This window comes from Candidatus Magnetominusculus xianensis (assembly GCA_001541255.1).
In the GTDB taxonomy this organism is placed as follows: domain Bacteria; phylum Nitrospirota; class Thermodesulfovibrionia; order Thermodesulfovibrionales; family Magnetobacteriaceae; genus Magnetominusculus; species Magnetominusculus xianensis.
In genome coordinates, this window is sequence record LNQR01000020.1 from 1 (window position 1) to 22,736 (window position 22,736).

A 22,736-nucleotide genomic window follows, 5' to 3' on the forward strand; every position below is an offset into this window, starting at 1 on the left:
GAACCTCCATGTTATTGTAGATATATATCTACAATAACATGGCCAAATAAAAAGCTCAACACCTTATCCCATTTTTTTGACGCAGACCCGTTTGCAACTGGCGGCTTGATTGAAACCGGCCTTATGTTATATAGTACTGTATACGCAGACTTCATGGGAAAAATTAATATGCAGGAGGCCACTTATGGAAAGGGTTCCGATGACGCCGGATGGTTTTAAAAAGATTACCGAGGAACTTGACAGGCTCCTAAAAGAGGAACGCCCACAAAATATCAAAGATATTGCCACAGCACGGGCACACGGCGACTTATCGGAAAACGCCGAATATGCGGCAGCCAGAGAAAAACAATCGTTCCTTGAGGGCAGGATTAAAGAACTCCAGTCAAAAGTCGCAATGGCCCAGGTCATAGACCCGTCTAAAATAAAGGGTGACAAGATATCCTTTGGTGCAAAGGTCAAGCTTTTTGACCTCGATACCGACGAAGAGAAGATATTCTTTCTCGTAGGTCCGGACGAGGCCGACGTAAAGACCGGTAAAATCTCTGTTACCTCACCTGTGGGCAAGGCCCTCCTTGGGAAGGTTGTCGGCGATGAGGCCATAATCAAGGCCCCGGCCAGAACATTTTCTTACGAAGTATTGGATATAATATTTGAATAGACTTTTTACCGCTGACATTGTTACAAATGAACAGTTGGACAACAGGTATTTTGCTCTTCAGGTTACCCCCAATGTTGCCATATGTGAGACACTTGCGGGGCAGTTTTTTATGCTTAAATCTGGTGAATTTGGTGAATATACTGACCCGCTGCTCTTGAGGCCATTTAGCCTTGCCAGTTTTATACACCCGGACGATACTTATCCAAACGGTTTACTGATGTTTCTAATAGACGCAGTAGGGAAGGGGACGAACATTCTTAAGCGCTTGCCAGTTGGTACACGCTTAAATATCATCGGCCCGCTTGGACGGGGGTTTCCACCTGTTGCAGATGATGAAAGGCTGCTTATCGCAGCCGGAGGTATCGGCATTGCTTCTGTTTTAGGTCTTAATAAGATGTATCATGGTGTGCCGCTTTTTTATGGGGTCAGATCAAGGGGGCAGATGATAGAATGTACTAACAGTAATATTCAGGTAGCAAGCGATGACGGCTCAATTGGGGACAAGGGCAGCGTTCTGGCGCTATTAGAAAGACACATTTCCCAACTAAGACAATCCTACAGCGGCAAGATAAAGATATACGCCTGCGGACCGCATGGTATGTACAAGGCAATGTTCAAAATGAACCTCGACGCAGATGTTTACGTTGCGCTTGAGACGCCGATGGCCTGCGGCGTAGGGACATGCCTTGGATGTGCTGTTGAGACCACAAGCGGCCTACAGATGGTGTGCAAGGACGGGCCAGTGTTTAATCTTAAAGATATTATATGGGGCGGGTAGGGCGGTAGTGAATCTCTCAGTCAACATTGGCGGCCTCAAGCTGAAAAACCCCGTCATAACGGCGTCGGGCACGTTTGGCTATGGGGTGGAATACGAGGAATTTCTCGACCTTAATCAGATTGGTGCGATAACAGTAAAGGGGCTGTCTCAGCACCCGGCAAAGGGCAATCTGCCGGGGCGCATCTGGGAGACCCCGTGCGGGATGCTCAACGCTATTGGGCTGCAAAACATAGGCATCGATGCCTTCATAAAGGAAAAGCTCCCTGAACTCCGAAAATACGATACAAAGATAATAGCAAATTTTTTTGGTGACACTATCGAGGAATACGCAGAGGCCGCCGCACGGCTTAGTGCTGCTGAGGGCATACACGCCCTTGAGATGAACATCTCCTGCCCGAATAAACAGGCCGGATGGATTGCCTTTGGTACTGACCCGGCACTGACTGAGAAAGTCGTGGCAGCCGCAAGGAAGGCAACTGAGCTGCCATTGATAGTGAAACTCTCGCCAAACGTAACCTCCATAGCAGACATGGCAAAGGCCGCAGTTGACGGCGGTGCAGATGCCCTGTCAGTAATAAACACAATAACCGGCATGGCCATAGACATAGAGACACGCCGCCCGCGGTTGTCAAATATCGTTGGCGGACTTTCTGGGCCTGCCATAAGGCCGATTGCTTTGCAAATGGTCTTTCAGACATTTAAGGCCGTGAAGGTTCCCATAATCGGCATGGGCGGGATAATGACAGGAGGCGATGCGATTGAGTTTATCATTGCCGGTGCGTCTGCCGTTGCCGTTGGTACGGCGAATTTTGTAAACCCTGCCGCTTCAATTGAAATCCTTAAGGGCATTAAAGACTATATGGCAAGACATCAGATAGACGACATAAATACACTGACGGGAGGGATTATATGTTAACTGTCACTTTGCTGACGGACTTTGGCCTTGCAGATACCTTTATAGCCCAGATGAAGGGTGTAATGTTGTCGATTAATCCTGAGATTAACATAGTTGATATGACGCATTCGATAGAGCCGTTTAACATCAGACACGCGGCGGTTGCCCTTGGGATGAGCTACAAGTATTTTCCTGCGGGGACGATTCATATAGCCGTTGTTGACCCCGGCGTGGGGTCAAGTCGGCGTGGTATAATTGTCGATACTGGTAAGTATTGCTTTGTCGGGCCGGACAACGGTATTTTTAGTATAATATATGCTGAGAACAAGTATAAGGTCTATCACATCACAGACAAACGTGCCTTTATAAATCCAACCGGAACAACGTTTCATGGGCGGGATGTCTTTGCCCCCACGTCGGCATTGATTTCAAAGGGGATGCGTCCTGAGGAGCTTGGCCCTCCTGTCATCGATTATAATTTTTTCAAGATAACCCCGCCCTCAAACATTGGCGGTAATACGATAACCGGGGAAGTCCTCTATATAGATAGATTTGGAAATGTTATAACAAATATCACTGCGGCGTTTATCACCGGCTGCGGCTTCAAATTAGACGGTCGCCTTGTATCGCTTAAAGAAAACTATGCCCAGGGACAGGACGGGCAGCTCCACGCCCTCATTAACAGCGACGGCTATCTTGAGCTTTTCGTAAAACAAGGAGGCGCTGTGCTTAAGGTGATGGCCGGTGTAAGGGCAGGCAGCACAATAACATTAGAGCTTGACTCACCCGATGAGTACCCGAAGATTATCTGAAGTCCGGTATTCGGTAGTATCCCCTGTCTATCGAACGCAGTAGAATATCGCGTGCCTTTTTCTGGTTGGGATAAACTAAGCCGAGGTTATGGTTTTGATGTTTCTGGAAATAAAGGATTCCTTGTTTAACAGAGGTGTGCAGGTATACTATTTTGTTGTGATTTATGTAAAACGCCAGACAATTAAATGAGATTGCTGCTGCTAACCCCATATAAAAATACTTTTGTATCGATTTTTCATCGACTATCTCGATTAAGGCAATATATGAAAAAGCCACAAGCAGCACAGACATGATAATGTATCTTGTTGACAAGGCATTGTTTAGGCCAAGGCTGCTTCTGCCTGCGGCGGTGAGTACTTCAGACAGCAATATAAAAACAAAGAACGAATACAGAGCGGTATTTTTAAGGTAATATTTTCTTATCGTCAGATAAATGAAAAAGGCAAGCAGCAATACGCCCATTGCTAATGGCAGGTATAGTACAGGTGAAAAGACCTCTAAAGTATCCATTTTGGAAGGAATGTAAAAGATATTGCCTAAGAGCATGATAAAATATATGGCTGTTGCACTGGGATGAGCGGCTGGTAAGCCGGTTAGGGCTGTCGGTTGAGTATATCCATAAAGATACACAAAGATGTTTATGGACATAATTATAAGCCAGACAGCCAACAATTTATATCTCTTTTGTATGAGCAGCACCAATACTCCCGTAATAAAACACAATATGCCGTTGCCGCCTGTAAATGTTGACATGGTGGCAAATACTGCTGCTATTATAAATTTATTGGAGGATAAAAAATAGAGCGATATAAAGGCAAACAACAGCACATAGAAGTTTTGAATTGCGCCCATAGCAAAAAAAATCGCGCCAAAAAACTGAGGCTCAAACAGTATAAACACTACCGGAGTGAACCAGAGCAGGCTGCGCTTATTATACGATAGAAAGGCAGTTATTAAAATCCCAACCAGGCCGACATTACCAATCAGTATCAGGGTCTTGAAGTTGATTGTGTTCAACAGATAGTATTCACCAAGGACGACAAGCCTTGTGAGGACAATCCTGTGTTCGTTATGCTGTAATAAGAGCAGGGCAATTTTGTCATAGAAAGACGAGACCGCATTAAAATTATATAAGAAATCAAGGACGGCGTCGAAATCGTCGGAGATTGGAATATTGCTGCCATATCTTAGTACGGTAAAATAATAAAATCCCACCGATAGAGCAGCCAGTAAATATATAATCGGAGCTGTAAAACTCCCTAACTTTTTTATCACTGAAACTGGAGCTTTAGGACAGAAACCGGTGCGAAGGTCTTTCTGTGTATCTCGCACGGTCCGTGGGTGTTTATATTTTCTACGTGTTCGCGGGTGCCGTATCCCTTGTGTGAGATGAAGTTATACAGGGGATATTTTTCATGAAATATGAACATTATAGAGTCGCGCAGTACTTTAGCGATTATCGAGGCTGCGGCAATGGAGGCGCTCTTAGTGTCGCCCTTGATGATTGAGACTTGCTCACAGGTGACGGCTGGGAGTTTGAGCGCGTCTATTAGCAGTATGTCTGGGCTCAGTATGTCTGGGCTGAGGTCTGAAACAGCCTCTGACATGGCAAGCTTCGTGGCGTTTAATATATTAATCCGGTCTATCTCGTGAGCATCTACTATGCCTATGCCTATGGAGAGGGCATTGTATAATATTTCGTAAAACAGGTGTTTTCTTTTGGCGGCGGTGAGCCTTTTCGAGTCGTCTATGCCGTCTATTTCAAAGGCCGGGTTGAGTGCCACGGCAGCGGCAACAACCGGCCCTGCCAGAGGCCCTCTGCCTGCCTCGTCTATGCCGACGATTGTCTTATAGCCTGCCTTGCGATAGTCGTTATCGAAGGCATAGAGCGTTGTTGTCATACAGTTATTATACAGTTATCATACGGCGGCTTTTTTTATTTCGCGCGCCTTTTCTTTTATCTTTGCGTCTTTGCCCTTTTTATGTCTTATATAGTAGAGCTTGGCCTTTCTGACATCGCCTCTTCTTACAACATCTATTTGCTTAATTATTGGTGAGTGAATCGGGAAAATCCTCTCTACACCGACGCCGAAAGACATCTTTCTCACGGTAACCATTTCGCGCACACCGGCTCCCTTGCGCGCTATTACGATACCCTCGTAGGGCTGTATCCTTTCTTTGTCGCCCTCTACGACACGCACATGTATCTTTAGTGTGTCGCCAATGTTAAAGGCTGGGATTTCCCTTCTGAAATTTTCCTCGAGTGCAGTTACTAAATTCATACTTCCTCCTTGAGTTGTTCTATGATTTCTTTGTCATCTTCTGTCAGTTTAGTCTCATCTATTAGTTCAGGTTTTTTCAGCATTGTCCGCTTCAGGGACTGCTGTCTTTGCCACTTCAATATCTCCTTGTGATTACCGGACATCAGCACCTCCGGCACCCTCATCCCCATAAACTCAGCCGGGCGCGTGAAGTGGGGGTAGTCCAGCAGCCCACCCGTAAAAGATTCCTCAACATTTGACCGCTCATCACCCAGCACTCCTGGCAGCAGCCTCGCAACCGCGTCTATTATAACCAAAGCAGGCAGCTCTCCGCCAGTCAATATGAAATCCCCGATTGAGATTTCCTCGTCTATTGAATGACTTATCCTCTCATCCACACCCTCGTATCTGCCTGAGATAAGGACGATGCCGTCTTTTATTTGTGATAACTCCACTGCCTTTGCCTGGGTCAACACACTGCCCTCTGGGGAAAGCAGTATTGTGTGCTTTTTCTGACGGCCTTTTACATGGGTTAAAGCACGATAGAGCGGCTCTATCCTCATCACCATCCCAGGGCCGCCCCCAAATGGATAATCGTCCACCGTTAAATGTTTATCAACCGCAAAATCCCGTATATTCGTAACCCCTACCTCTATGATACCGCGCTCGATTGCCCTTTTAATAATGCTTTCTGAGATATAGAAATCAATCATCCGGGGGAAAATCGTCAGTACGTCGAATCTCACGCTTTTCAAACTAGGAGACCCTCCATGACCTCGATTTTTATATAACCATCGGCTATGTTTATTTCCTTTATAACATCGGCTATAGCCGGTATCAGGCATTCCTTACCGTTGTAGTCCATGACATAGACATCGTTTGCGGGAAATGATAAGACATCAGATACCTTTCCAAGCGTTTCTCCAGATGCGGCAATAACATTCAGTCCGATTATCTCGTCTATATAGTATTGGCCTTCTTCAAGCGGCGGCAACTCAACCCCTTCGGCCTCTATCGACATGCCGTTATATCGGACAGCGTCTTCGGGTGTGTCTATGCCGTTGAATTTCAGGATTACGCAGCCTGGCCGGAATTTCTTCGATGTTATGTTAAGCGCACCACCGCCGCCAGACAGTATAACACTGTCTATGGACGCAAACATATCCTCAGTACAGCCTGAGAGTACAGCCTTTAGCTCTCCTTTGACGCCCCACGGCTTTATAATCTTTCCTATTAACATTTTCTTATCATTTTCAATCAAACTGATAAAGGGACACACGCCGTTAAAACGCTGCCCCTTTAAGAAGATTTACCAGCCTATACTATTCAAGTATCTCTAAGCTGGCGCGTTTCCCTATTTTCGTCCCTGAGGCTGATAGTATAGTTCTCATCGCCCGTGCGGTCTTCCCTTGCTTACCAATAACTTTTCCGAGGTCGCTTGCGGCTACCCTCAACTCAAAAATCGTTGTCTTTTCGCCATCTACTTCCTTCACGCTGACATCTTCGGGTTTATCGACCAGTGCCCTTGCCATAGCCTCCACCAAGTTTTTCATCATGAAACACCTCCCTGGTTGACTCAGGCCGTCTGGAGCTGTAAGCCGGCCTTCTCTAAAAGTTTTTTAGCAGTATCTGTTGGTTTAGCGCCGCATCCAAGCCATTTCTTAGCCATTTCGATGTCTATTTTGATCTCCGATGGCTCTGTCAACGGGTTGTAGCTTCCAATTATCTCAAGGAACCGACCGTCTCTTCTTTCCCTTGAATCCGCCACTATTACTCTATAAAAAGGCCTTTTGTGCGAACCCATGCGTGTTAATCTGATTTTTACCAATGCTGTCCCTCCATAGTTTTATTTTAATATAATCTTGTCCTTGTGTAAAGGGCCTTTCTATTAATTCTCAAAAAGGCATTATATCTGGTATTTTAAATCCCTTTTTATTTTTGAACACCTTCATCATTTTTCTCATATCTTTGTACTGCTTTAACAGGCGGTTAACGTCTGCCACTGTTGTGCCGCTCCCTGCTGAGATACGGAGTTTTCTGCTGCCGTTTAATATCTGCGGGTTATTACGCTCTTTTCTAGTCATCGAGGAAATCATGGCCTCTACCTTAATGAACTGGCTTTCATCTACCTCGACCCCTTTCATGCGGTTAAAGCCGGGTATCATGTTCAGGAGATTTTGAATCGGCCCCATTGAGCGTATTTTCTTTAACTGTTCCCTTAAATCATCAAGCGTAAAGGAATCAGTGGTAAGTTTATTTTGCAGCGCCTGTGCTTCTTTGTCATCAAACGACTGCTGTGCCTTTTCTATAAAGCTCAGCACATCACCCATGCCGAGGATTCTTGATGCCGCGCGTTCGGGGTGGAATGGCTCAAGCATATCGATTTTTTCGCCCGTGCCGATGAACTTAATAGGCCTGCCGGTAACTTCTCTAATGGAGAGCGCCGCTCCGCCGCGTGCATCGCCGTCCATTTTTGTTAATATAATCCCGTCAATGCCGATTTTCTCATTGAAGGTTTTAGCAATATTGACGGCATCCTGACCTGTCATCGCGTCTGCAACGAAGAGGATTTCATCGGGGGTGACGGCGTCTTTGACCGCCTTTAGTTCCTTCATTAAGTCTTCGGCTATATGAAGGCGGCCCGCGGTGTCGAGGATTATAATATCACGGGCCTGTTTTTTCGCCTCATTTAGTGCGTTTTTACAAACTACGGCAGGAATTTTATCTTCCTTCGAGAAAAATACCGGTACATCGATTTGCTTACCCAGGGTAATGAGCTGGTCAATAGCGGCAGGGCGTTGGAGGTCTGCGGCGGCCAGCATCGGGCGTCTGCCCTGTGCCTTAAAATGTCTTGCCAGCTTTGCCGACGTTGTAGTCTTGCCCGAGCCATGAAGACCTATCATCATAATAACAGTAGGGGGATTAGGTGATAAGCGAATCTTTTCGTTTTCTGACCCTAGTAGAACACACAGCTCGTCATTAACTATTTTTATAACTTGCTGCCCAGGTGTCAGGCTCTCCAGTACACCTTTGCCAAGGGATTTCTCCTTTACCTTGTCAATAAACCCTTTGACGACTTTAAAGTTTACATCGGCCTCAAGCAGGGCGAAGCGAATTTCCTTCATCGCCGCGTCGATGTCGTCTTTTACCAGTACACCTTTGCCCTTTAACTTCCTGAATACGGACTCTAACTTTTCGCTCAACGAATTGAACATTTACATTAACTCCAGTATTAATTCCGGCATTAATTTCATGTGCAGCGCCGTATCAGCCTAAATGGGCTTCTATTTTTTCTTTGAGCTGATGTTTAGGCACTGCCCCTACGAGCTGGTCAATCTTCTCTCCATTTCTGAAAAGCATCAGCGTGGGAATTCCCATGATCTTGTATTTGCTTGCGATATCAGGATTTTCGTCGGTATTGAGTTTGAGGACTTTTAGTCTGCCTGCGTATTCCTTAGCCATATCTTCTACAATAGGGGCAACCATTCTGCATGGCCCGCACCATACTGCCCAAAAATCTACCAGTACTAACTCGCTGGCGCCTAACACCTCAGTAGACCAGTTTGCCGCCGTTGCGTTTATTACACCTTCTGCCATATGAAAACCCTCCGTTTATTTATTTTATTTATTTAATCTTATCTTGCATGTGTACGATTATAGGAGATAGCACATTCATTTGTCAATGCTGGCAGTTCATCTGCCACCAATACATCTGATTGACGTTGACAGTATAACCTATAATTTGTTATTTTTACCACATGAAAAGATTCGTTGTGCTAGTGCAGTGTGTATTAATCTTTTCTTGTGCCGCCGCGGCATATGGATTCGACGTAAAGGGGTTGCAGCCGCTTCAGCCAAACGGCATATACTCTACCTTTTCTACTTCTACCAATCCTGCTGGCATATTTGCCACCCAATTTGAGCTTGAACAGTCTGTTGACCCAACATCATATCGAATCAACTCCTCTGTGTCATTTGCCATAACAGATGCAATAGAGGCAAGCGCCACTGTTCCATACTATTTGAAAACCGGAGAGACCGGGTTTGAGGATGCAGCCATAGGGATTAAGGACAGGTTTATAGAAGAAGAGCAGTACATGCCGTCAGTTGCGGTACTTATTGCCGGTTCAGTGCCATCTGGCAGGGACGTAATAGCGACAAATGGGCGGATTGGAGGCGGTCTGATTTTATCAAAGAAGATCGGCCCGTTTAAGACGCACGCAAATGTCCTCGTATATACCCCGTTCCGGCGTGCCCTTAACACTGAGATAAATTTGATGCTTGGGGCGGAGCTTCAGGCGGCTAACAATCTCAGCATCCTTACTGAGGTTCAGGCGAAGAAAACCCATGATATAAATAAGTTTGACTATTGGGACTGGAAGATAGGTTATAGGTTCAGGCCGCTGGACTTCCTTTATACCACACTGTCAGCCGGGTATGGGTTTAAGACCCGCAACCCGGACTTGCATATTTTCCTGTCGTTTACTATAATATACCCGCCTGCCGGTAAGATATTAAAACACATCTATGAAGAGGAGAAGGAGTAGTTCGGTGTTTGACCTTGGGATACAGGAAATCGTGGTGGTATTTATTATCGCGCTATTGGTGTACGGACCGAAGGACCTGCCGGTGTTTGGCAGAAAGGTTGGGAAATATATCGCGATGTTTAAGAGAATGGTCAGCGACGTTAAGCGCCAGGTTGATACAGAACTCTACGACTACTCTGACCCTATAAAAGCAGAAATAGAAAAGATAAACAGAGAGGCTATGCAAGCAGCACTCAAGCCGCCTTTGACTCAGCCCCCTGAACAACCTGCCGCTGAAAGTGCAGCCACAGAAATTCCACCCGTAACGCCACGGCACGATGGAAGCGTGCCAGATGGAACTGTGCCAAATGGAAAATGAAAATAAAATGTCCCTGTTCGACCACCTCGGTGAGCTTAGAAAGCGCATTATGATTTCCCTTGCGGCCGTACTTGTGGTTTTCATTTTAACGTTTAACTATTCCGAGATGATCTTAAAGACCTTGGTCATGCCCATTGAAAACAAGATGGTCTTCAGCCTTCACTATCCATTTATCGGGTTTGAGCCAAGCGGCATAAAGCAGAAGACGCTGGTCTTTACAGAGCCGTCTGAGGCATTTTGGATGCACTGTAAAATCTCCTTGGTAGCCGCGCTGATGATAGCGCTGCCAGTGGTATTGTCTCAGATATGGCTGTTTATAGAGCCGGGGCTTATTGAAAAGGAGAAGAGGTTAGTCATTCCGTTTATAACGGGTGGGACAGTGTTGTTTATGATTGGGGCGGTGTTTTGTTTTTACATAATTTTACCGTTTGCATTTGGGTTTTTGATGACATATAAGACTGAGAATCTGACGCCGATGATTACTGTGGGCAAATATATAGATTTTACGATGAAATTTCTGCTGGCCTTTGGCGTGATATTTGAGCTTCCGATAGCGCTCCTTGTGATGACGAAAATGGGGTTTGTGACTCCGCAGAAATTAGGTAAGGCAAGAAGACATATAGTTGTGGTGGCGTTTATAGTAGCCAGCGTTATAACGCCGACACCAGATGCGTTTAATCAAATGCTCATGGCCGTCCCGATAATCGTCCTATACGAAATCGGGATACTGGCATCGAGATTAATCAAAGTAAAACCGACTGAACAGCCCCAGCCGGGGGAATCCACTGACCTCGAACCTAAGTAGCGCAGCTGCGGATGCCTACATGCCGTAGAGTTCCTTTACCTTGTCCATTACATCGGTGGTAATGGTGTTAAGACCCCTTTCGGAGGCGTATTTTTCGATGCCTTTTTGTGCCATACTTCTGACCATCTCTGGGATATTGGACAGCCTTGCCTGGGCATCTTTGTCCCACTGAATGATTGTTGAGGCAGGGGTACTGCACGCCTCAGTATGCAGGACAAGCTCTCTGATAGCCTTGGTTTCCATTGCATTTGTCACTAGTCCAAAACTACTGCCACACTCAGGGCATGAGAACGATGTATTGGTCAGACCGTCTTCAGTGTTGCCTGCCTTCGTATTTACCATTTCCTTGTTGCACTTTAAACACGTGAATTTCATATTGATGCCTCCATGAGTCGATTAGTCCGTACTGGTAATATAACAAAATAAGCTGAAATATGAAATATCTTTTATCGAAACAACTGATGTTGTTGCTGTAGTATGGGACTGGTATTTATTTTAGACAGCGAACCCTCTTGTCCTCTGGATAGTCAATAAGTTCCCATAAGTCATTTCTGAGATATTTAAACGCTGGACACTTTGTGCAGACTGTATCGGGATTTACTTCTCTGAGCAACTGAATGCCTTCTATCGTTTTTCTATATCTCAAAGTACAACCCTTTGCAATGTTCTCTAAATATTCCGATATCTTGGGGTTGCAGTCAATCTTTTCCGGCTCTGATATGTATGGGATTTTTGAAATTGAATCAGTGAAACATTTATGCTTATTATATTTGTAAACACTTCTAAAGCAATCCATATCGGCTACTATCCATGCCTCTATTTCCTGTATCGCAAAGTGAATTGCGTACATGCCTTTATATTTATACAGGATTTTATTGAACTTATTTTCTATGCTTGTTTTATTTTCACAATCCAAATCCCTGATAATGATGGCATAGTCGCCTGGTATGCCGCTTGTTTTTTTAGGTGGTGTGAAGTGCTGTTCAATATAAAAGCCGAGATTCTTCACCATTTCGAACTTACCGTCAAAAACTTTTATATCGTGAAGTATTTTCTGTTGACTCATCCACTCCTTTTCTTCTCTTAAAATGTTCCATATCCCTTTTCCCCAAAACGTAGATGCGCCTTCAGTTTTACCTTCAACGAAGAATTTTATGTTTTTTTTAATATGACCAGCCTCCGATAATGGGTTCTCTTTTTCGATACATTTCACCAAGTCGATATCGCTTAAGCCATGGTTTCAGCTCATCTGTATCCAGCTTCTTAAAAACTGCATTTCTTGTGTCGTCTGTTTCAGTAACGATGACATTTGCAGCATATTCAGTAAAACAATCAAGGAGGTCTGGTGAGTGAGTGGCAAGCAGTATTTGTGTTTTACCACGCTCAACAGCTTCTTTGATTAAATCAGCAAGTATATATATCCATTCCGGGTGGAGACCTATTTCCGGTTCATCTATACATATAAGCGGCGAAGGGTTAGGATGACATAATATTGCCGCCCAACAGAGCATTCTTATTGTTCCATCTGATAATCCATGTAATGTTAATTGCCTTTTAACGTCGTTGTTTTTCCACCTCATTTCCAAGTGTTGTGAATCTATTATTGGGAATTTTAAGTCTTTAAAATTTTCACATAACGCACCAAGCAGTCTATACAGCTCATCTCCAAAATCTGAGTCTTCTTTAGACATTAAGTTGTAAAGCACAATAGCAAGATTCTCTCCAGTTTCATCTATATATATAGTCGATGGGTCTATTTCTGATGGTTTATCTCTAATATTTTTGATACTTATATGGTTGGCATTATAAAATCTCCATAGAGAGACTTTATTTTTTATATATTCAACACCAGGATATTGTATAGGGGAAGAAAGTTTGCGTAAGGCTAATTCACCCTCTGGAATCACTTCGAAATCCTCAGCTACATTTTTTTTAACTGCTTCCTTTGAAGGGGAAATATCGACGTCTATATTGACCTCTCCCCGTGAATAGGAAAAATCGAGATGTCTCTTAATATGCGTTTGACCACCAATTCGAGGTTTTGTTTCTTCTAAAATCTCACGTTCTATTGCATAATAACTGTAACTACTAATGTCTATATCAAGTATATATCTGACAGGAACTTTGGCTACAACCATTGGTACGCTTTTGAATCCCCACTTGAAGCTGATTTTATTGGGTACCGACAAATTTTTATTCAAAATAGAATCCAGTCCTTTAAGACGAGACCTTATCTCTTTTTGCATACCGTGTTCAAGGCAATCTGGTAAAAAATGGACAGCTTCAAATAAGTTCGACTTTCCACTGCCGTTTGGTCCGATAAATATATTCAACTTACCTAGCGGCAAAGGTTTTTCCATTATAAGATTTTTATAATTCTCTACGAAAAAATTATTAAGCATTTATATCATTCTCCTTGATAAAAGTACAATATATACTGCATTACAACATCAAAACTACAACTGTTCTTTTTCTATCTGTTTATTACTATGGTTGTTAACTCAAAAGCTCATTTATCAATAAATAACACGCTTTTACATCCTTAAATTCGGAATTGCGTGTCTCGATTACCACGTTTATCCTCCTTTTTAGTATCAGTGCGGTGTAGTTTTTTACTATCATGTATTGAACGCTGTCAGAGTATATCGGCCAATGTTTGTCCGTCAGGCCGTCGTTTTCTGAGAGATGCAGTTCAAGGATTCTGTGTGCGTATTTCTCAAATAACAGCTCTACGGCCTCCACATAGTTAAACCCCGTCAGGCGCGATGATATTTTTAAGTGTCCCAAATCTAACAGCAGATATATGCCAGGAAATCTGTTGAGCATCTCCATGATTTCTTCCACATGTATCATAAAACAACAGTGCCTATCCGGGTTTGGATAGAGATTCTCAAGCGCAAGCCTTATATCTGGATAGTTCATTTTATAATATGACACAGATTTTTCTACATCTTTGATTGTATACGCTGCACTACTGTTGCCCGAATCGACCAGTACTTCTTTGTTGAGGCCGTATGACTTCTGAAACCCTGCGTGTACTGAATAATATGGAATATCAAGCATTTCAATGCAGGCAGCCGCCACCTTTATAAACGCACGGGTTCTGTCGCTGTTTTCTGCGAAGTTCATGATAAAGTGTTTTAACGGGGGCGGGAAATAGCCGTGGAGCAGGAATCTTAATCTCAGGCGTCTTTTAATCTCGATGAGTTTGTCTAATAATCCCTCGTCATAGTTGCAGCCGCCGCTGAGTTCTATGTTGTTTGTGATTTTAGCGCACTGCTCTATACATTCAATAGTGCTCAACGAGTTTATCGCTGATGTCGAGACGTAAACCAGGCTGTTAAGCTGCATTGTTTATGTAATTATTAACAATAAATCTGGCAAAGTCCATCGAGCTTGTAAACGCCGGTGATATGGAATTAAGCACATGGACAGAGTTCCCGTCTTTCACCACCATAAAGTCTGTGACAAGCTCCTTCGTCTTCCAATCGACAAGCTGCGGTCTGATTCCTGCTTTGTCTGTGGGGATTACGTCCTCTGGCCTTAAGTCTTTGACCAGGACCCTGGCATCCTCAAAGAAATATTTAAACAGGTATTTCTTTGGCTCGGTAAAGGCAACCTCTCTGAACTTGGGGTTTTCGGAAAACAACACCAGCGCGCGTCTCAGAATTTCAATGGCCTCTGAGTCCACACCCTTTAATATGCCGTAGTTTTCCCTGCCAAGTGCCGGTATCGCCGTCGGCCCAAGGTAAACGCTCCCGTCTATGCCCCGTGTGAAGTGTACCCCAAGGAATGGGTTTCTAATGTCAGGCACAGGATATATACTTCCGCGTATCATCGATGCCCTCTCAGGCCGTAATTTCCTGTATATCCCCTTAAACGGCACAAGGCTGAAGCCAAGTCCTACGCCAAAGGCATGGGCAACTTTGTCGCTGTACGCACCGGCTGCGTTTATAAACGTGCCGAATGTGATTTCCCCCTTTGTCGTCATACAGGCAGCGCTTCCTTTTATGCCCTTGAATTGCGTATTTTTAAGTATAGTGACTTTTCCGGTCTGTAAGAGGCCGTCGTAGAGCGACTTTAGCACTGCCTTTGGGTCAACCACTGCCGTGTCATATGAGTAGAGCGCGCTCTCGCAGGTCTTCGCTGCCGGTTCTATCTCATTGAGCTGTGTTTCGTCTATGAGTTCTACTTTTGCCCCGTTTGCCGTTGCACGCTTGAAAAGTTCTTTCAGAATGGGGATCTCTTGTTCATTTTTGGCAACAATCACCTTGCCGGAGTCAAAAAGCGGAAGGCCATGCTCTTTGCAGTACTCCTTCATGAGCATGTTTCCCTTAAGGCAGGATTTTGCCCTGAGTGTGTCTGGTGTGTAGTAAATCCCGGCGTGCAGGACTCCGCTGTTTCTGCCCGAGGCGTGTCTGCCTAATGCGTCTTCCTTTTCGATTAGGCAGATGTCCTTGTATCCGGCGCTGATGAGTTCACGGGCAACGGTAAGCCCAATTATCCCTGCGCCGCATATGAGGATTTCAGCACCTTTTACTTCCACCATACCTTATCCCTTAGGACTTGATACATGTACGCCGCACCCCATTTTATCGTCTGGAGTTTGGCCTCGCCTCCGATTCTCTTGGGTTCGTCACCTGCTATCTCTGTGATTTTTAATTTTCTCTTTGCCGCACGGGTAGACAGTATAGGTTCCCAAAACAGCCTTGTCCTGAATAACTTCTCAGGGGTTGTGTATGTTATATCTTTATCCAGATCGAGGCTGCTCACCAGCTCTTTCTTATACGCACGGTATATCCCCATGACGTCTGTATAGCTGCCGCCATGAAGGAAGTTAATTGTATTTGTAAACAGCCAGTTGCCAAAACCCGTAATGATGTTGTCGTCATAGCTCTTTGCCCCGTCTGCATATCTTGAGACTATGACCATGTCGTAGCCTTCTCTCATCTTATCAACCAGCTTTGGTATCAGCTCAGGGAGACAATTACCATCTGGACTAAATGTGATGAGGACGTCGCTTGTCACAGAACGAATTGCCTCTATCATTGCCCTGCGCACGCCAGGCACCTTTTCCAAAAATAATGTGTAGTTGTTTTCCCTGATATATTCTATCGAGCCATCCGTAGAGTTGCCGTCAACAAAGACTATCTCATCAACCCACTCCCTATTGATCATCGGCATTATCTGCCTCAACCCAATGATTTCATTAAACGTTGGTATTAACAGCGCTACTTTCACTAACCTGACCTCCTTAGTCCGTTATCAATCTGTCAGAAACCGCTCTATTTCTCTATCGAGACTTTCCCTGTCTAAGCCATAGTACTCTCTGATGGTCTCTCTGCCTCCGTACTTATAGCAAAACCCCTTAGCATGGGTTATACCTAATCGTCTTAGCTTAATGGGCAGGCCGTTATCAAGGATTAACTCGCCAACTGCACTGCCAAGCGCCCCCGGCAAAAAATGCTCCTCTATGCTGACAACCTTCCTTACCCCCTTGAGTGTCTCCAGTAAGAACTCCTCATTTATTGGAAACGTGTATATGTCTATTACGCCGACATCGATACTCTTCCCCTCAAGCCGCTTTGCCGCGTGCAGTGCGGCATGTGTCATGCAGCCGGTTGAGAGCAGATAACAGTCCTTCCCTTCTTTAACAACCGCAGCGCCTGTCCTAAAATCTGTATCAGGGGAATAAATATCAGGGAAGACCTCCCTGTCAATTCTCACGTATGTGGTGTTTTTGATATTCATGCCTGCAACTGCAGAGGCCATAACGCTGTCGGTGATATTGTGTATCGTTATATTCGGCATCGAGCGCATTATTGTTATATCCTCAAGCACATGGTGTGTCGGCCCGGAGTCCTGATAACTCATCCCCGCCCCAACCCCTACTATGGTCATCGGGATATTCATTATCGAACATTCAACCCTGATTTGTTCAAGGCATCGGAGCGTAATAAACGGGGCTATTGCATATAAGTATACCTTTTTCCCCTTGAGGGCAAGGCCGGAGCCTATTAGTACGGCATTTTGCTCTGCTATGCCTACGTTTACAAACTGTGCTGGCAGGTCTTTTCTATACTTATCAAGCGATGGCGCCCCCATGTCTGCCGAAATCAATATCACGTTGCGGTCTTGTGCTGCTATATCGTATATCCTGTTCCAAAAGGCGTCTCTTTGCGCTATGTTATTCATCGTTTTGCCTCATCAGTAAGCAGACCCTCGCCGCCTCGGCGTCTTTGCCCTTTGGCGCCTGACCATGCCATATGGGGTCATTCGTAAGACAGTCAATGCCTTCGCCCTTTACGGTATCTGCTATCAGCACGAGGGGTTTATGTGACCTGCGCGAACGCACAAACGCAAGCGCCTCAAGTATGTCTTTTATCGAGTGACCGTTTACCCTTTTGACATTCCAGCCGCAGGCCCTCCATTTGTCTTCCATCGGCTCAAGGGCTACAATGTTCTCTGTAAAGTCAGTGACACAGAGGTAATTCCTGTCCACTATTGCAACCAGATTGTTCAGGTTATTGTGCGCTGCAAACATGGCAGTCTCCCAGATAGAGCCTTCATAACACTCGCCGTCTCCAAGCAGTGTAAACACCATAAAGAGGTCCTTGTCCATCATCGCCCCAAGTGCAATGCCGGCAGCTACGCCAAACCCGTGCCCCAGAGACCCGCTGGTCAGCTCCACACCCGGCACATCCCACTGCAAGTGGACTCCAAATATCCCATCACGCTGGGCAAACCGGTCAAGCTCCGAGGGGTCGAAAAACCCCGCATCGGCAAGCACTGTGTACAGGAGCGGACTTGCCTGCCCCTTGCTCAGTATAAATCTGTCTCTGTCTGCCCAGTGTGGGTTTTCAGGGTCATATTTAAGGATGCCTCCATAATATAAGGCAACCATTATGTCAACACTTGACAGAGATGATGTCACATGCCCTGTCTCAGCCTTTATGCACATGTCCAGTACCATCTTTCTAAGTTCGTATGACTTGTTCTTTAAACTACTTATATCGGCAGTCAATAGCCCCTCCTTAATTTCAGCCGCAATTTCAGTCGCCTAAGAGCTTCCTTTTTATTTTACATCCGAGCATTTTCTCAATATGTCTTCTGACCTTGCTGCCGAATCTCCTCTCCACCATATTAAGATACAAGGGGTTTGCATGGTATTTATCAAACGCCTCATCCCTAAATCTCAGGACATCGGCAGGGGTTAGGTATTTCGTTGGCAGCGGTTTTGTATCATAGCCTAGCTGCGCGTACTCGCTCAGTGTCTCGGGCAGATGTTCTTTTGCCGTTTTATTATATAGCTCTGAGCCTGGATATGCCATTACAGAGTAGAAATTTGCAAACTCACAGTTCAACTCAATAGCAAGCTGCAGGGTCTCCTCCATTGTGCCGATGTCATCTTCGGGCAGGCCGAACATATAATTACCAAGCACATATATATCATTAGCCTGAATCATACGTACTATGTCTTTTATATCCTTGCGTATCTTCTTGTTGACATCCTTTCTCACTGCCTCGTTAGCGGACTCTATGCCAAGACAAATCCAGTTAATCCCGGCACGTTTCATCTTCTTAAGCAGTCGCTCCTCAATCGTATCTACCCTGCCGTATACCCAGATATTCACATCGTGCCCGCGTTCAATAATCATGTCGCAGAATCTCTCCACGCGCTGTGCCGACAGGATAAACAGTTCGTCGTCGAATCTGATATTTCTCACATTATATTTTACTACGAGTTCGTCAATCCATGACATGACCTTATCCAGCGACCAGTACCTAATCCCGGGTTTTCCAAATACGGAGTTAATGCAGCAGAAGGTGCAGTTATAAGGGCAGCCCAGGGATGTATTCATAGCCACATAGGGGGATCTGACGTCAGAAAAGTCATCACGTGTGCTGCGCTCAAAATCCTGAAAGCAGTGCATGTTGTGCGCCCTGTAGCTTGTCAAAGGTGGAAGCAGGTCCCAGGCATAACCGCTGAGTGTACCGTCAAGGTCTTCTATCGTCTGAGGCATGGGGTTTATGACAATCTCCGCATTGACAGCGTGATAGCACAGTCCTTGCACGTCAGTGAGGCTGCCGCTGCCTTTGATGCAGTTAATCAGCCCTTTAACTGTATGCGGGCCTTCACCAAGGATTACGAAATCAATCGTTTCTTCTTTTATGGTACGCTCTGGCAGGGCAGAAGGGTGCATACCGCCCATTGCTACAGGAACCGCGTTATTAATTTTTTTTATATCACGTGCAATCCTGCCAGCTGCTGGCATTGTCTGTGTCGATGCCGATGGATTATGCCCATAGACCATCATCACGATTAACTCGGGATTGTAGTTACTGATGACCTCGCGTGCCGTAGTGTCGTCCCAACCTTCTACGTTTACGTCATAGAGTTTAGTGGAAAACCCCTCTTGTCTTACATATTGTGCAGTCAACAGTGTCCATGCCGGAGTTGCGGTTGCCGTATATTCGGTTGAAAGCCCCTGATACGTCTTTCGATGATTGCCGGGATGGATGAATAATACGTCGGTCTTATTCAATAGTCCACCCTTGAGAGTTCATTGAATGCAAGGCGCATAGCAATTATTTTGCTGTTTTTGTGCAAATTAACAGCCGCTTTTCATTATTTGTTAAACCTTTCACTGCTATAGATTAGCATATTATGTTCAAATATGCAAACGGTGTGACCCCTGCTGACAGATATGAACGGTATGCCTTAAGGCATGGTTAAGGGGTGCTAATAAAAATGGGTAATAAATTCCAATTTAATTGGTATAAAATCCATATTATATATTAACTATAAAATGTAACATATTAATATATAACGATATTAGACTGGCATAGTTATTGCAATTATATAGTTCTATTATGTTTAATCAAACAGGAGGAGAAACTTATGTACGAGAGCTTTGGAGCAAGGCAGGCAGGGAAGGATTCAGACAAGGGGAAGGTTGAGTTTAAACTTTTTATCCCAGACAACACCATTTCACCGGATCAATATTCTGGCGTATGCGACCCGAAGATCAAAGAAATCAGGGTAGTTGGGACATTTCAGGAGAGGCTTAAGCAGACAAATTGGGACAAGGTCAGTGCCCCTGTTATGACACGTGAAAAGCATCCTAATGGTTGGCTTTGGAGCTATACAACAGATGTTGACCTGCCTGAAGGATTTTACGAGTACAAGTACTATGTAACGTTTCAGGACGCCTCAGTTAAGCCTCGTTGGTGTACAGATCCATGTACGCGCTATGGCGGCAGCGCTGACCAGAACTCGGCATTTGTCGTTGGCGGCAGCTTTCCCGGCGTCGGACCTCTTTTAGGTGGGAGACAACCACATCGCGACCTTGTCGTATACGAATTGAACATAGATGACTTTACGGCTGAGTATCGCGGCGGCAGGGCACCCATAGAAGCGGTTACAGAGAAGGTTTCTTATATAAAGGACCTTGGTATCAACGCAATATTATTTATGCCGTGGACAGCGTGGCCAGGTTACGGTTACAGTTGGGGATATACGCCTTATCAATATTTTGCGGTAGAGTATCGCTATGCTAACGCCATAGGAAAGCCATCGGAGAAACTCTCTCTGCTGAAGACATTGATTTCTGAGTGTCATAAAAGCGAAATTCATGTCATCATGGATGGTGTTTACAACCACTCAGCAGACGACGCAAATAAGTTTCCCTATGTTGACTTTTACCAGGACAGGGACAAATGTCCGTATGTTGGGCAGTATGGAGGCTCATTCCCAGGTTTGACTGACCTGAACTACAACAATGACTGTACACAGGAATTCATCAGAGACGTGTGTTTTTACTGGATGGATGAGTTTAAGATTGACGGTATCAGGTTTGACAACACTACAAATTATTATATAAAAGGCAGCAATCGCGGACTGCATCAGTTGCTTGAGGACATAACCAATCACGTATCTGACAAAGGTGAATATAACTTCTCCCTGACCCTTGAGCATATCGATATGAGTGCCGCACAGGTAACAAAAGATACAAAGGCCACGAGCTATTGGGATAACTCACTGTACGGCAATACGTTTGACAACCTCTGGAACTGGTCTATAAACCAGAAATTAATGATGAGCTTAAACGCGAACAAGTGGTTATTGGACAGTAACGGTAAAAATGCAGACAACAAAGTTGCTACGACATATCTGACTAATCATGACCACTCACATGTGGCGTGGCAGGCCGGTGCAAGGGATAACCAGGGGGCGATGCAGTGGTACCGCACACAGCCCTATGTCATTGCTATGATGACAATGCCCGGGGTCCCTATGATCCTCAACGGTCAGGAATTTGCAGAAGATGCGTGGGTTATGGAAGACGACAAGGGCTCAGGCCGAAGGGTAATTCCCAGACCGCTGCGATGGGAATTTTCAAGCGACAAGATAGGGAAATCTCTGTCTGATCTCTACAGGAAATTGATAAAGATACGCCGCGGACACCGCGCACTCCAGACCGACCACTTCTACCCTGATTGGGAAGATTGGATGAGAAAGCCAAATCAGGAAGGATATGGGATAGACGTGGACAGGCAGATAGTGATATTTCACCGCTGGGGTGATAATCCATATGGGAAACGCTATGGACAAATAGAACGGTTTATTATTGTATTGAATTTTTCTCAGAATGACCAGGATGTATCAGTCCCATTTAGTGTCAATGGACAGTGGATAGATATCCTTGCAGAGCCTAACTATACAATCAATGTAGACGGATTCCGCAGCAATGTACGAGTTGACTCAAACTGGGGCTGCATATTCTACATTATAAGCAAAGAGGGATAGGGGCTTAGTGGCTTGTCAATAAGCAAGGGGCAGGGGCTGTAATAAAGGCAGCGCTGCCTCCAATACTCCCAGGGTGGATATTGATTGAGAGCGATACTTCACTAATATTTAATGCAGCTATTGTCGTTGTACTTTTGACCGGAGTACTACTACTGTTTCTTTGCCATTTTTGGTTTTCAAAAAAACGGCAATTAATTCATATCCATCATAACCGTGATATGAGTGCGGCGCACCGGTAGAAAGAACAAAGCTTATTTCGTTATTACTCTTGGATTCTTTAACTTTCTTTGCTGGCCAATTGTTGCCGAATTTACCTATAACAAGGTAATCGTTATAGGCATGTTCCAGAGCCTGGATATTATCATACACCTTGCTAAAAAAAGGTATGTCGTTACAGGTGTAAAGTAATACAACGGTTATTGCTGCAAACAAGAACAGTTTGGGTTTTGTCATATCTTGTCCTCCTATCATAAAATTGAACTTCCAGTGCGCTGCCCCCATGTGATTAAACATGACAGGTGTATTTTAGATAAAAGAAGTTTTCAGACCACAGAATATCTTCTCCTGACTTTATCGCTTCGAAGGCGTAAGTTGTACTGAACTACACTTAATCGTACAGTCTGTATAAAACTCCTGCCTGAGTTGTAAGACAGGTCAGGCTGTCTTATCTTCTGCTTCATTAGCATACCCAATCATTTTGATTTGTGCAAGGTGTTTATTCTTAGTGAAGCACTCCATGGGCATTAAGCCGTTACAATGCTTGCCTTGATGGGTTCTCACATAGTTGTACTCATCAAGCCAGTTATCAAGG

Annotated in this window: 28 protein-coding genes; 9 read left to right on the plus strand and 19 right to left on the minus strand. The window is 44.8% G+C overall.

Translation table 11 applies throughout. From position 1 onward, the window contains the following. The 5 genes from ASN18_RS17430 to ASN18_RS02340 form a co-directional block, all read left to right on the plus strand. Positions 1-219: hypothetical protein (locus ASN18_RS17430; protein WP_236861448.1), on the plus strand; the 219-nt coding region annotated here is incomplete at its 5' end. Next, the gene (gene greA / locus ASN18_RS02325) at positions 185-658 is read left to right on the plus strand and encodes a transcription elongation factor GreA (protein WP_085050992.1); all 474 of its coding nucleotides are present in this window, start codon (positions 185-187) and stop codon (positions 656-658) included. The genes ASN18_RS17430 and greA, both read left to right, overlap by 35 nt. Further along, positions 651-1,436: an iron-sulfur cluster-binding protein gene (locus ASN18_RS02330; RefSeq protein WP_085050993.1), complete on the plus strand. Its 786-nt coding sequence runs from the start codon at positions 651-653 to the stop codon at positions 1,434-1,436. Before greA ends, ASN18_RS02330 begins: the two co-directional genes overlap by 8 nt. A 7-nt stretch (positions 1,437-1,443) precedes the next feature. Beyond that, the gene (locus ASN18_RS02335; RefSeq protein ID WP_085050994.1) at positions 1,444-2,352 is read left to right on the plus strand and encodes a dihydroorotate dehydrogenase; all 909 of its coding nucleotides are present in this window, start codon (positions 1,444-1,446) and stop codon (positions 2,350-2,352) included. After that, positions 2,346-3,143: an SAM hydrolase/SAM-dependent halogenase family protein gene (locus ASN18_RS02340; RefSeq protein WP_085050995.1), complete on the plus strand. Its 798-nt coding sequence runs from the start codon at positions 2,346-2,348 to the stop codon at positions 3,141-3,143. Before ASN18_RS02335 ends, ASN18_RS02340 begins: the two co-directional genes overlap by 7 nt. Here the strand turns inward: ASN18_RS02340 and ASN18_RS02345 are convergent. The 9 genes from ASN18_RS02345 to trxA form a co-directional block, all read right to left on the minus strand. Continuing rightward, complete coding sequence (locus tag ASN18_RS02345; protein ID WP_085050996.1) at positions 3,136-4,359, minus strand: hypothetical protein; 1,224 nt, start codon at positions 4,357-4,359, stop codon at positions 3,136-3,138. The genes ASN18_RS02340 and ASN18_RS02345 overlap by 8 nt on opposite strands. A gap of 56 nt (positions 4,360-4,415) precedes the next feature. After that, positions 4,416-5,045 carry a ribonuclease HII gene (rnhB, locus tag ASN18_RS02350; RefSeq protein ID WP_085050997.1) on the minus strand — a complete coding sequence of 210 codons (630 nt, stop codon included), beginning with the start codon at positions 5,043-5,045 and terminating at the stop codon, positions 4,416-4,418. A gap of 18 nt (positions 5,046-5,063) precedes the next feature. Then, positions 5,064-5,426, minus strand: coding sequence for a 50S ribosomal protein L19 (gene rplS, locus ASN18_RS02355; RefSeq protein WP_085050998.1), 363 nt, complete (start codon positions 5,424-5,426; stop codon positions 5,064-5,066). Next, positions 5,423-6,151 carry a tRNA (guanosine(37)-N1)-methyltransferase TrmD gene (gene trmD / locus ASN18_RS02360; protein WP_085051016.1) on the minus strand — a complete coding sequence of 243 codons (729 nt, stop codon included), beginning with the start codon at positions 6,149-6,151 and terminating at the stop codon, positions 5,423-5,425. The genes rplS and trmD overlap by 4 nt, the downstream gene beginning before the upstream one ends. 5 nt (positions 6,152-6,156) lie before the next feature. Then, positions 6,157-6,645: a ribosome maturation factor RimM gene (gene rimM, locus ASN18_RS02365; RefSeq protein ID WP_157072790.1), complete on the minus strand. Its 489-nt coding sequence runs from the start codon at positions 6,643-6,645 to the stop codon at positions 6,157-6,159. 82 nt (positions 6,646-6,727) lie between these two features. After that, the gene (locus tag ASN18_RS02370) at positions 6,728-6,961 is read right to left on the minus strand and encodes a KH domain-containing protein (RefSeq protein ID WP_157072791.1); all 234 of its coding nucleotides are present in this window, start codon (positions 6,959-6,961) and stop codon (positions 6,728-6,730) included. A 20-nt stretch (positions 6,962-6,981) separates the two neighbouring features. Further along, positions 6,982-7,233, minus strand: a complete 252-nt coding sequence (rpsP, locus tag ASN18_RS02375; protein WP_085051000.1) for a 30S ribosomal protein S16 — start codon at positions 7,231-7,233, stop codon at positions 6,982-6,984. A 67-nt stretch (positions 7,234-7,300) separates the two neighbouring features. Next, complete coding sequence (gene ffh, locus ASN18_RS02380) at positions 7,301-8,620, minus strand: signal recognition particle protein (protein ID WP_085051001.1); 1,320 nt, start codon at positions 8,618-8,620, stop codon at positions 7,301-7,303. A gap of 52 nt (positions 8,621-8,672) precedes the next feature. Next, the gene (gene trxA, locus ASN18_RS02385) at positions 8,673-9,002 is read right to left on the minus strand and encodes a thioredoxin (protein WP_085051002.1); all 330 of its coding nucleotides are present in this window, start codon (positions 9,000-9,002) and stop codon (positions 8,673-8,675) included. 161 nt (positions 9,003-9,163) lie between these two features. On the opposite strand from trxA, the gene ASN18_RS02390 reads away from it, so the two are divergent. The 3 genes from ASN18_RS02390 to tatC are packed head-to-tail and all read left to right on the plus strand — an operon-like array spanning position 9,164 to position 11,115. After that, positions 9,164-9,952: a hypothetical protein gene (locus ASN18_RS02390; RefSeq protein WP_085051003.1), complete on the plus strand. Its 789-nt coding sequence runs from the start codon at positions 9,164-9,166 to the stop codon at positions 9,950-9,952. Further along, positions 9,933-10,310, plus strand: a complete 378-nt coding sequence (tatB, locus tag ASN18_RS02395; RefSeq protein WP_085051004.1) for a Sec-independent protein translocase protein TatB — start codon at positions 9,933-9,935, stop codon at positions 10,308-10,310. Before ASN18_RS02390 ends, tatB begins: the two co-directional genes overlap by 20 nt. Next, the gene (gene tatC / locus ASN18_RS02400) at positions 10,300-11,115 is read left to right on the plus strand and encodes a twin-arginine translocase subunit TatC (protein ID WP_085051005.1); all 816 of its coding nucleotides are present in this window, start codon (positions 10,300-10,302) and stop codon (positions 11,113-11,115) included. The genes tatB and tatC overlap by 11 nt, the downstream gene beginning before the upstream one ends. A 15-nt stretch (positions 11,116-11,130) precedes the next feature. On the opposite strand, the gene ASN18_RS02405 is transcribed toward tatC, so the two are convergent. The 9 genes from ASN18_RS02405 to ASN18_RS02445 all read right to left on the minus strand — a co-directional run bounded on the left by ASN18_RS02405 (position 11,131) and on the right by ASN18_RS02445 (position 19,661). Then, positions 11,131-11,490: a PCP reductase family protein gene (locus tag ASN18_RS02405; RefSeq protein WP_085051006.1), complete on the minus strand. Its 360-nt coding sequence runs from the start codon at positions 11,488-11,490 to the stop codon at positions 11,131-11,133. A 115-nt stretch (positions 11,491-11,605) separates the two neighbouring features. After that, positions 11,606-12,328: a DUF4276 family protein gene (locus tag ASN18_RS02410; protein WP_236861450.1), complete on the minus strand. Its 723-nt coding sequence runs from the start codon at positions 12,326-12,328 to the stop codon at positions 11,606-11,608. Beyond that, positions 12,279-13,517, minus strand: a complete 1,239-nt coding sequence (locus ASN18_RS02415) for an AAA family ATPase (RefSeq protein ID WP_085051008.1) — start codon at positions 13,515-13,517, stop codon at positions 12,279-12,281. Before ASN18_RS02415 ends, ASN18_RS02410 begins: the two co-directional genes overlap by 50 nt. Before the next feature lie 94 nt (positions 13,518-13,611). After that, positions 13,612-14,466 carry a sugar phosphate isomerase/epimerase family protein gene (locus tag ASN18_RS02420; protein ID WP_085051009.1) on the minus strand — a complete coding sequence of 285 codons (855 nt, stop codon included), beginning with the start codon at positions 14,464-14,466 and terminating at the stop codon, positions 13,612-13,614. After that, positions 14,456-15,664 (minus strand): L-2-hydroxyglutarate oxidase, encoded by a 1,209-nt coding sequence (lhgO, locus tag ASN18_RS02425; protein ID WP_085051010.1) that lies wholly within the window; start codon positions 15,662-15,664, stop codon positions 14,456-14,458. Before lhgO ends, ASN18_RS02420 begins: the two co-directional genes overlap by 11 nt. Beyond that, positions 15,652-16,356 (minus strand): glycosyltransferase family 2 protein, encoded by a 705-nt coding sequence (locus ASN18_RS02430; RefSeq protein ID WP_085051011.1) that lies wholly within the window; start codon positions 16,354-16,356, stop codon positions 15,652-15,654. The genes lhgO and ASN18_RS02430 overlap by 13 nt, the downstream gene beginning before the upstream one ends. 24 nt (positions 16,357-16,380) lie before the next feature. After that, entirely contained in the window at positions 16,381-17,310 is a 930-nt protein-coding gene (locus ASN18_RS02435; protein WP_085051012.1) for a transketolase family protein, read from the minus strand. Next, positions 17,303-18,139: a transketolase gene (locus ASN18_RS02440; protein WP_236861451.1), complete on the minus strand. Its 837-nt coding sequence runs from the start codon at positions 18,137-18,139 to the stop codon at positions 17,303-17,305. Before ASN18_RS02440 ends, ASN18_RS02435 begins: the two co-directional genes overlap by 8 nt. A gap of 28 nt (positions 18,140-18,167) precedes the next feature. After that, complete coding sequence (locus ASN18_RS02445; protein WP_085051013.1) at positions 18,168-19,661, minus strand: B12-binding domain-containing radical SAM protein; 1,494 nt, start codon at positions 19,659-19,661, stop codon at positions 18,168-18,170. Between the two features lie 356 nt (positions 19,662-20,017). Between ASN18_RS02445 and ASN18_RS02450 the strand changes: the two genes are divergently transcribed. After that, the gene (locus tag ASN18_RS02450) at positions 20,018-21,925 is read left to right on the plus strand and encodes an alpha-amylase family glycosyl hydrolase (RefSeq protein WP_085051014.1); all 1,908 of its coding nucleotides are present in this window, start codon (positions 20,018-20,020) and stop codon (positions 21,923-21,925) included. Between the two features lie 117 nt (positions 21,926-22,042). On the opposite strand, the gene ASN18_RS02455 is transcribed toward ASN18_RS02450, so the two are convergent. Next, positions 22,043-22,378 (minus strand): hypothetical protein, encoded by a 336-nt coding sequence (locus tag ASN18_RS02455; protein WP_085051015.1) that lies wholly within the window; start codon positions 22,376-22,378, stop codon positions 22,043-22,045. Positions 22,379-22,736: the final 358 nt, after the last annotated feature.

Bases quoted from the DNA above. Each gene is read 5' to 3' on its own strand.
- greA (WP_085050992.1), top strand. From the start codon at position 185: ATGGAAAGGGTTCCGATGACGCCGGATGGTTTTAAAAAGATTACCGAG.
- ASN18_RS02340 (WP_085050995.1), top strand. From the start codon at position 2,346: ATGTTAACTGTCACTTTGCTGACGGACTTTGGCCTTGCAGATACCTTT.
- rnhB (WP_085050997.1), bottom strand. From the start codon at position 5,045: ATGACAACAACGCTCTATGCCTTCGATAACGACTATCGCAAGGCAGGC.
- rplS (WP_085050998.1), bottom strand. From the start codon at position 5,426: ATGAATTTAGTAACTGCACTCGAGGAAAATTTCAGAAGGGAAATCCCA.
- rimM (WP_157072790.1), bottom strand. From the start codon at position 6,645: ATGTTAATAGGAAAGATTATAAAGCCGTGGGGCGTCAAAGGAGAGCTA.
- ASN18_RS02370 (WP_157072791.1), bottom strand. From the start codon at position 6,961: ATGATGAAAAACTTGGTGGAGGCTATGGCAAGGGCACTGGTCGATAAA.
- ffh (WP_085051001.1), bottom strand. From the start codon at position 8,620: ATGTTCAATTCGTTGAGCGAAAAGTTAGAGTCCGTATTCAGGAAGTTA.
- trxA (WP_085051002.1), bottom strand. From the start codon at position 9,002: ATGGCAGAAGGTGTAATAAACGCAACGGCGGCAAACTGGTCTACTGAG.
- ASN18_RS02390 (WP_085051003.1), top strand. From the start codon at position 9,164: ATGAAAAGATTCGTTGTGCTAGTGCAGTGTGTATTAATCTTTTCTTGT.
- tatB (WP_085051004.1), top strand. From the start codon at position 9,933: ATGAAGAGGAGAAGGAGTAGTTCGGTGTTTGACCTTGGGATACAGGAA.
- tatC (WP_085051005.1), top strand. From the start codon at position 10,300: ATGGAAAATGAAAATAAAATGTCCCTGTTCGACCACCTCGGTGAGCTT.
- ASN18_RS02405 (WP_085051006.1), bottom strand. From the start codon at position 11,490: ATGAAATTCACGTGTTTAAAGTGCAACAAGGAAATGGTAAATACGAAG.
- ASN18_RS02415 (WP_085051008.1), bottom strand. From the start codon at position 13,517: ATGCTTAATAATTTTTTCGTAGAGAATTATAAAAATCTTATAATGGAA.
- ASN18_RS02420 (WP_085051009.1), bottom strand. From the start codon at position 14,466: ATGCAGCTTAACAGCCTGGTTTACGTCTCGACATCAGCGATAAACTCG.
- lhgO (WP_085051010.1), bottom strand. From the start codon at position 15,664: ATGGTGGAAGTAAAAGGTGCTGAAATCCTCATATGCGGCGCAGGGATA.
- ASN18_RS02435 (WP_085051012.1), bottom strand. From the start codon at position 17,310: ATGAATAACATAGCGCAAAGAGACGCCTTTTGGAACAGGATATACGAT.
- ASN18_RS02450 (WP_085051014.1), top strand. From the start codon at position 20,018: ATGTACGAGAGCTTTGGAGCAAGGCAGGCAGGGAAGGATTCAGACAAG.
- ASN18_RS02455 (WP_085051015.1), bottom strand. From the start codon at position 22,378: ATGACAAAACCCAAACTGTTCTTGTTTGCAGCAATAACCGTTGTATTA.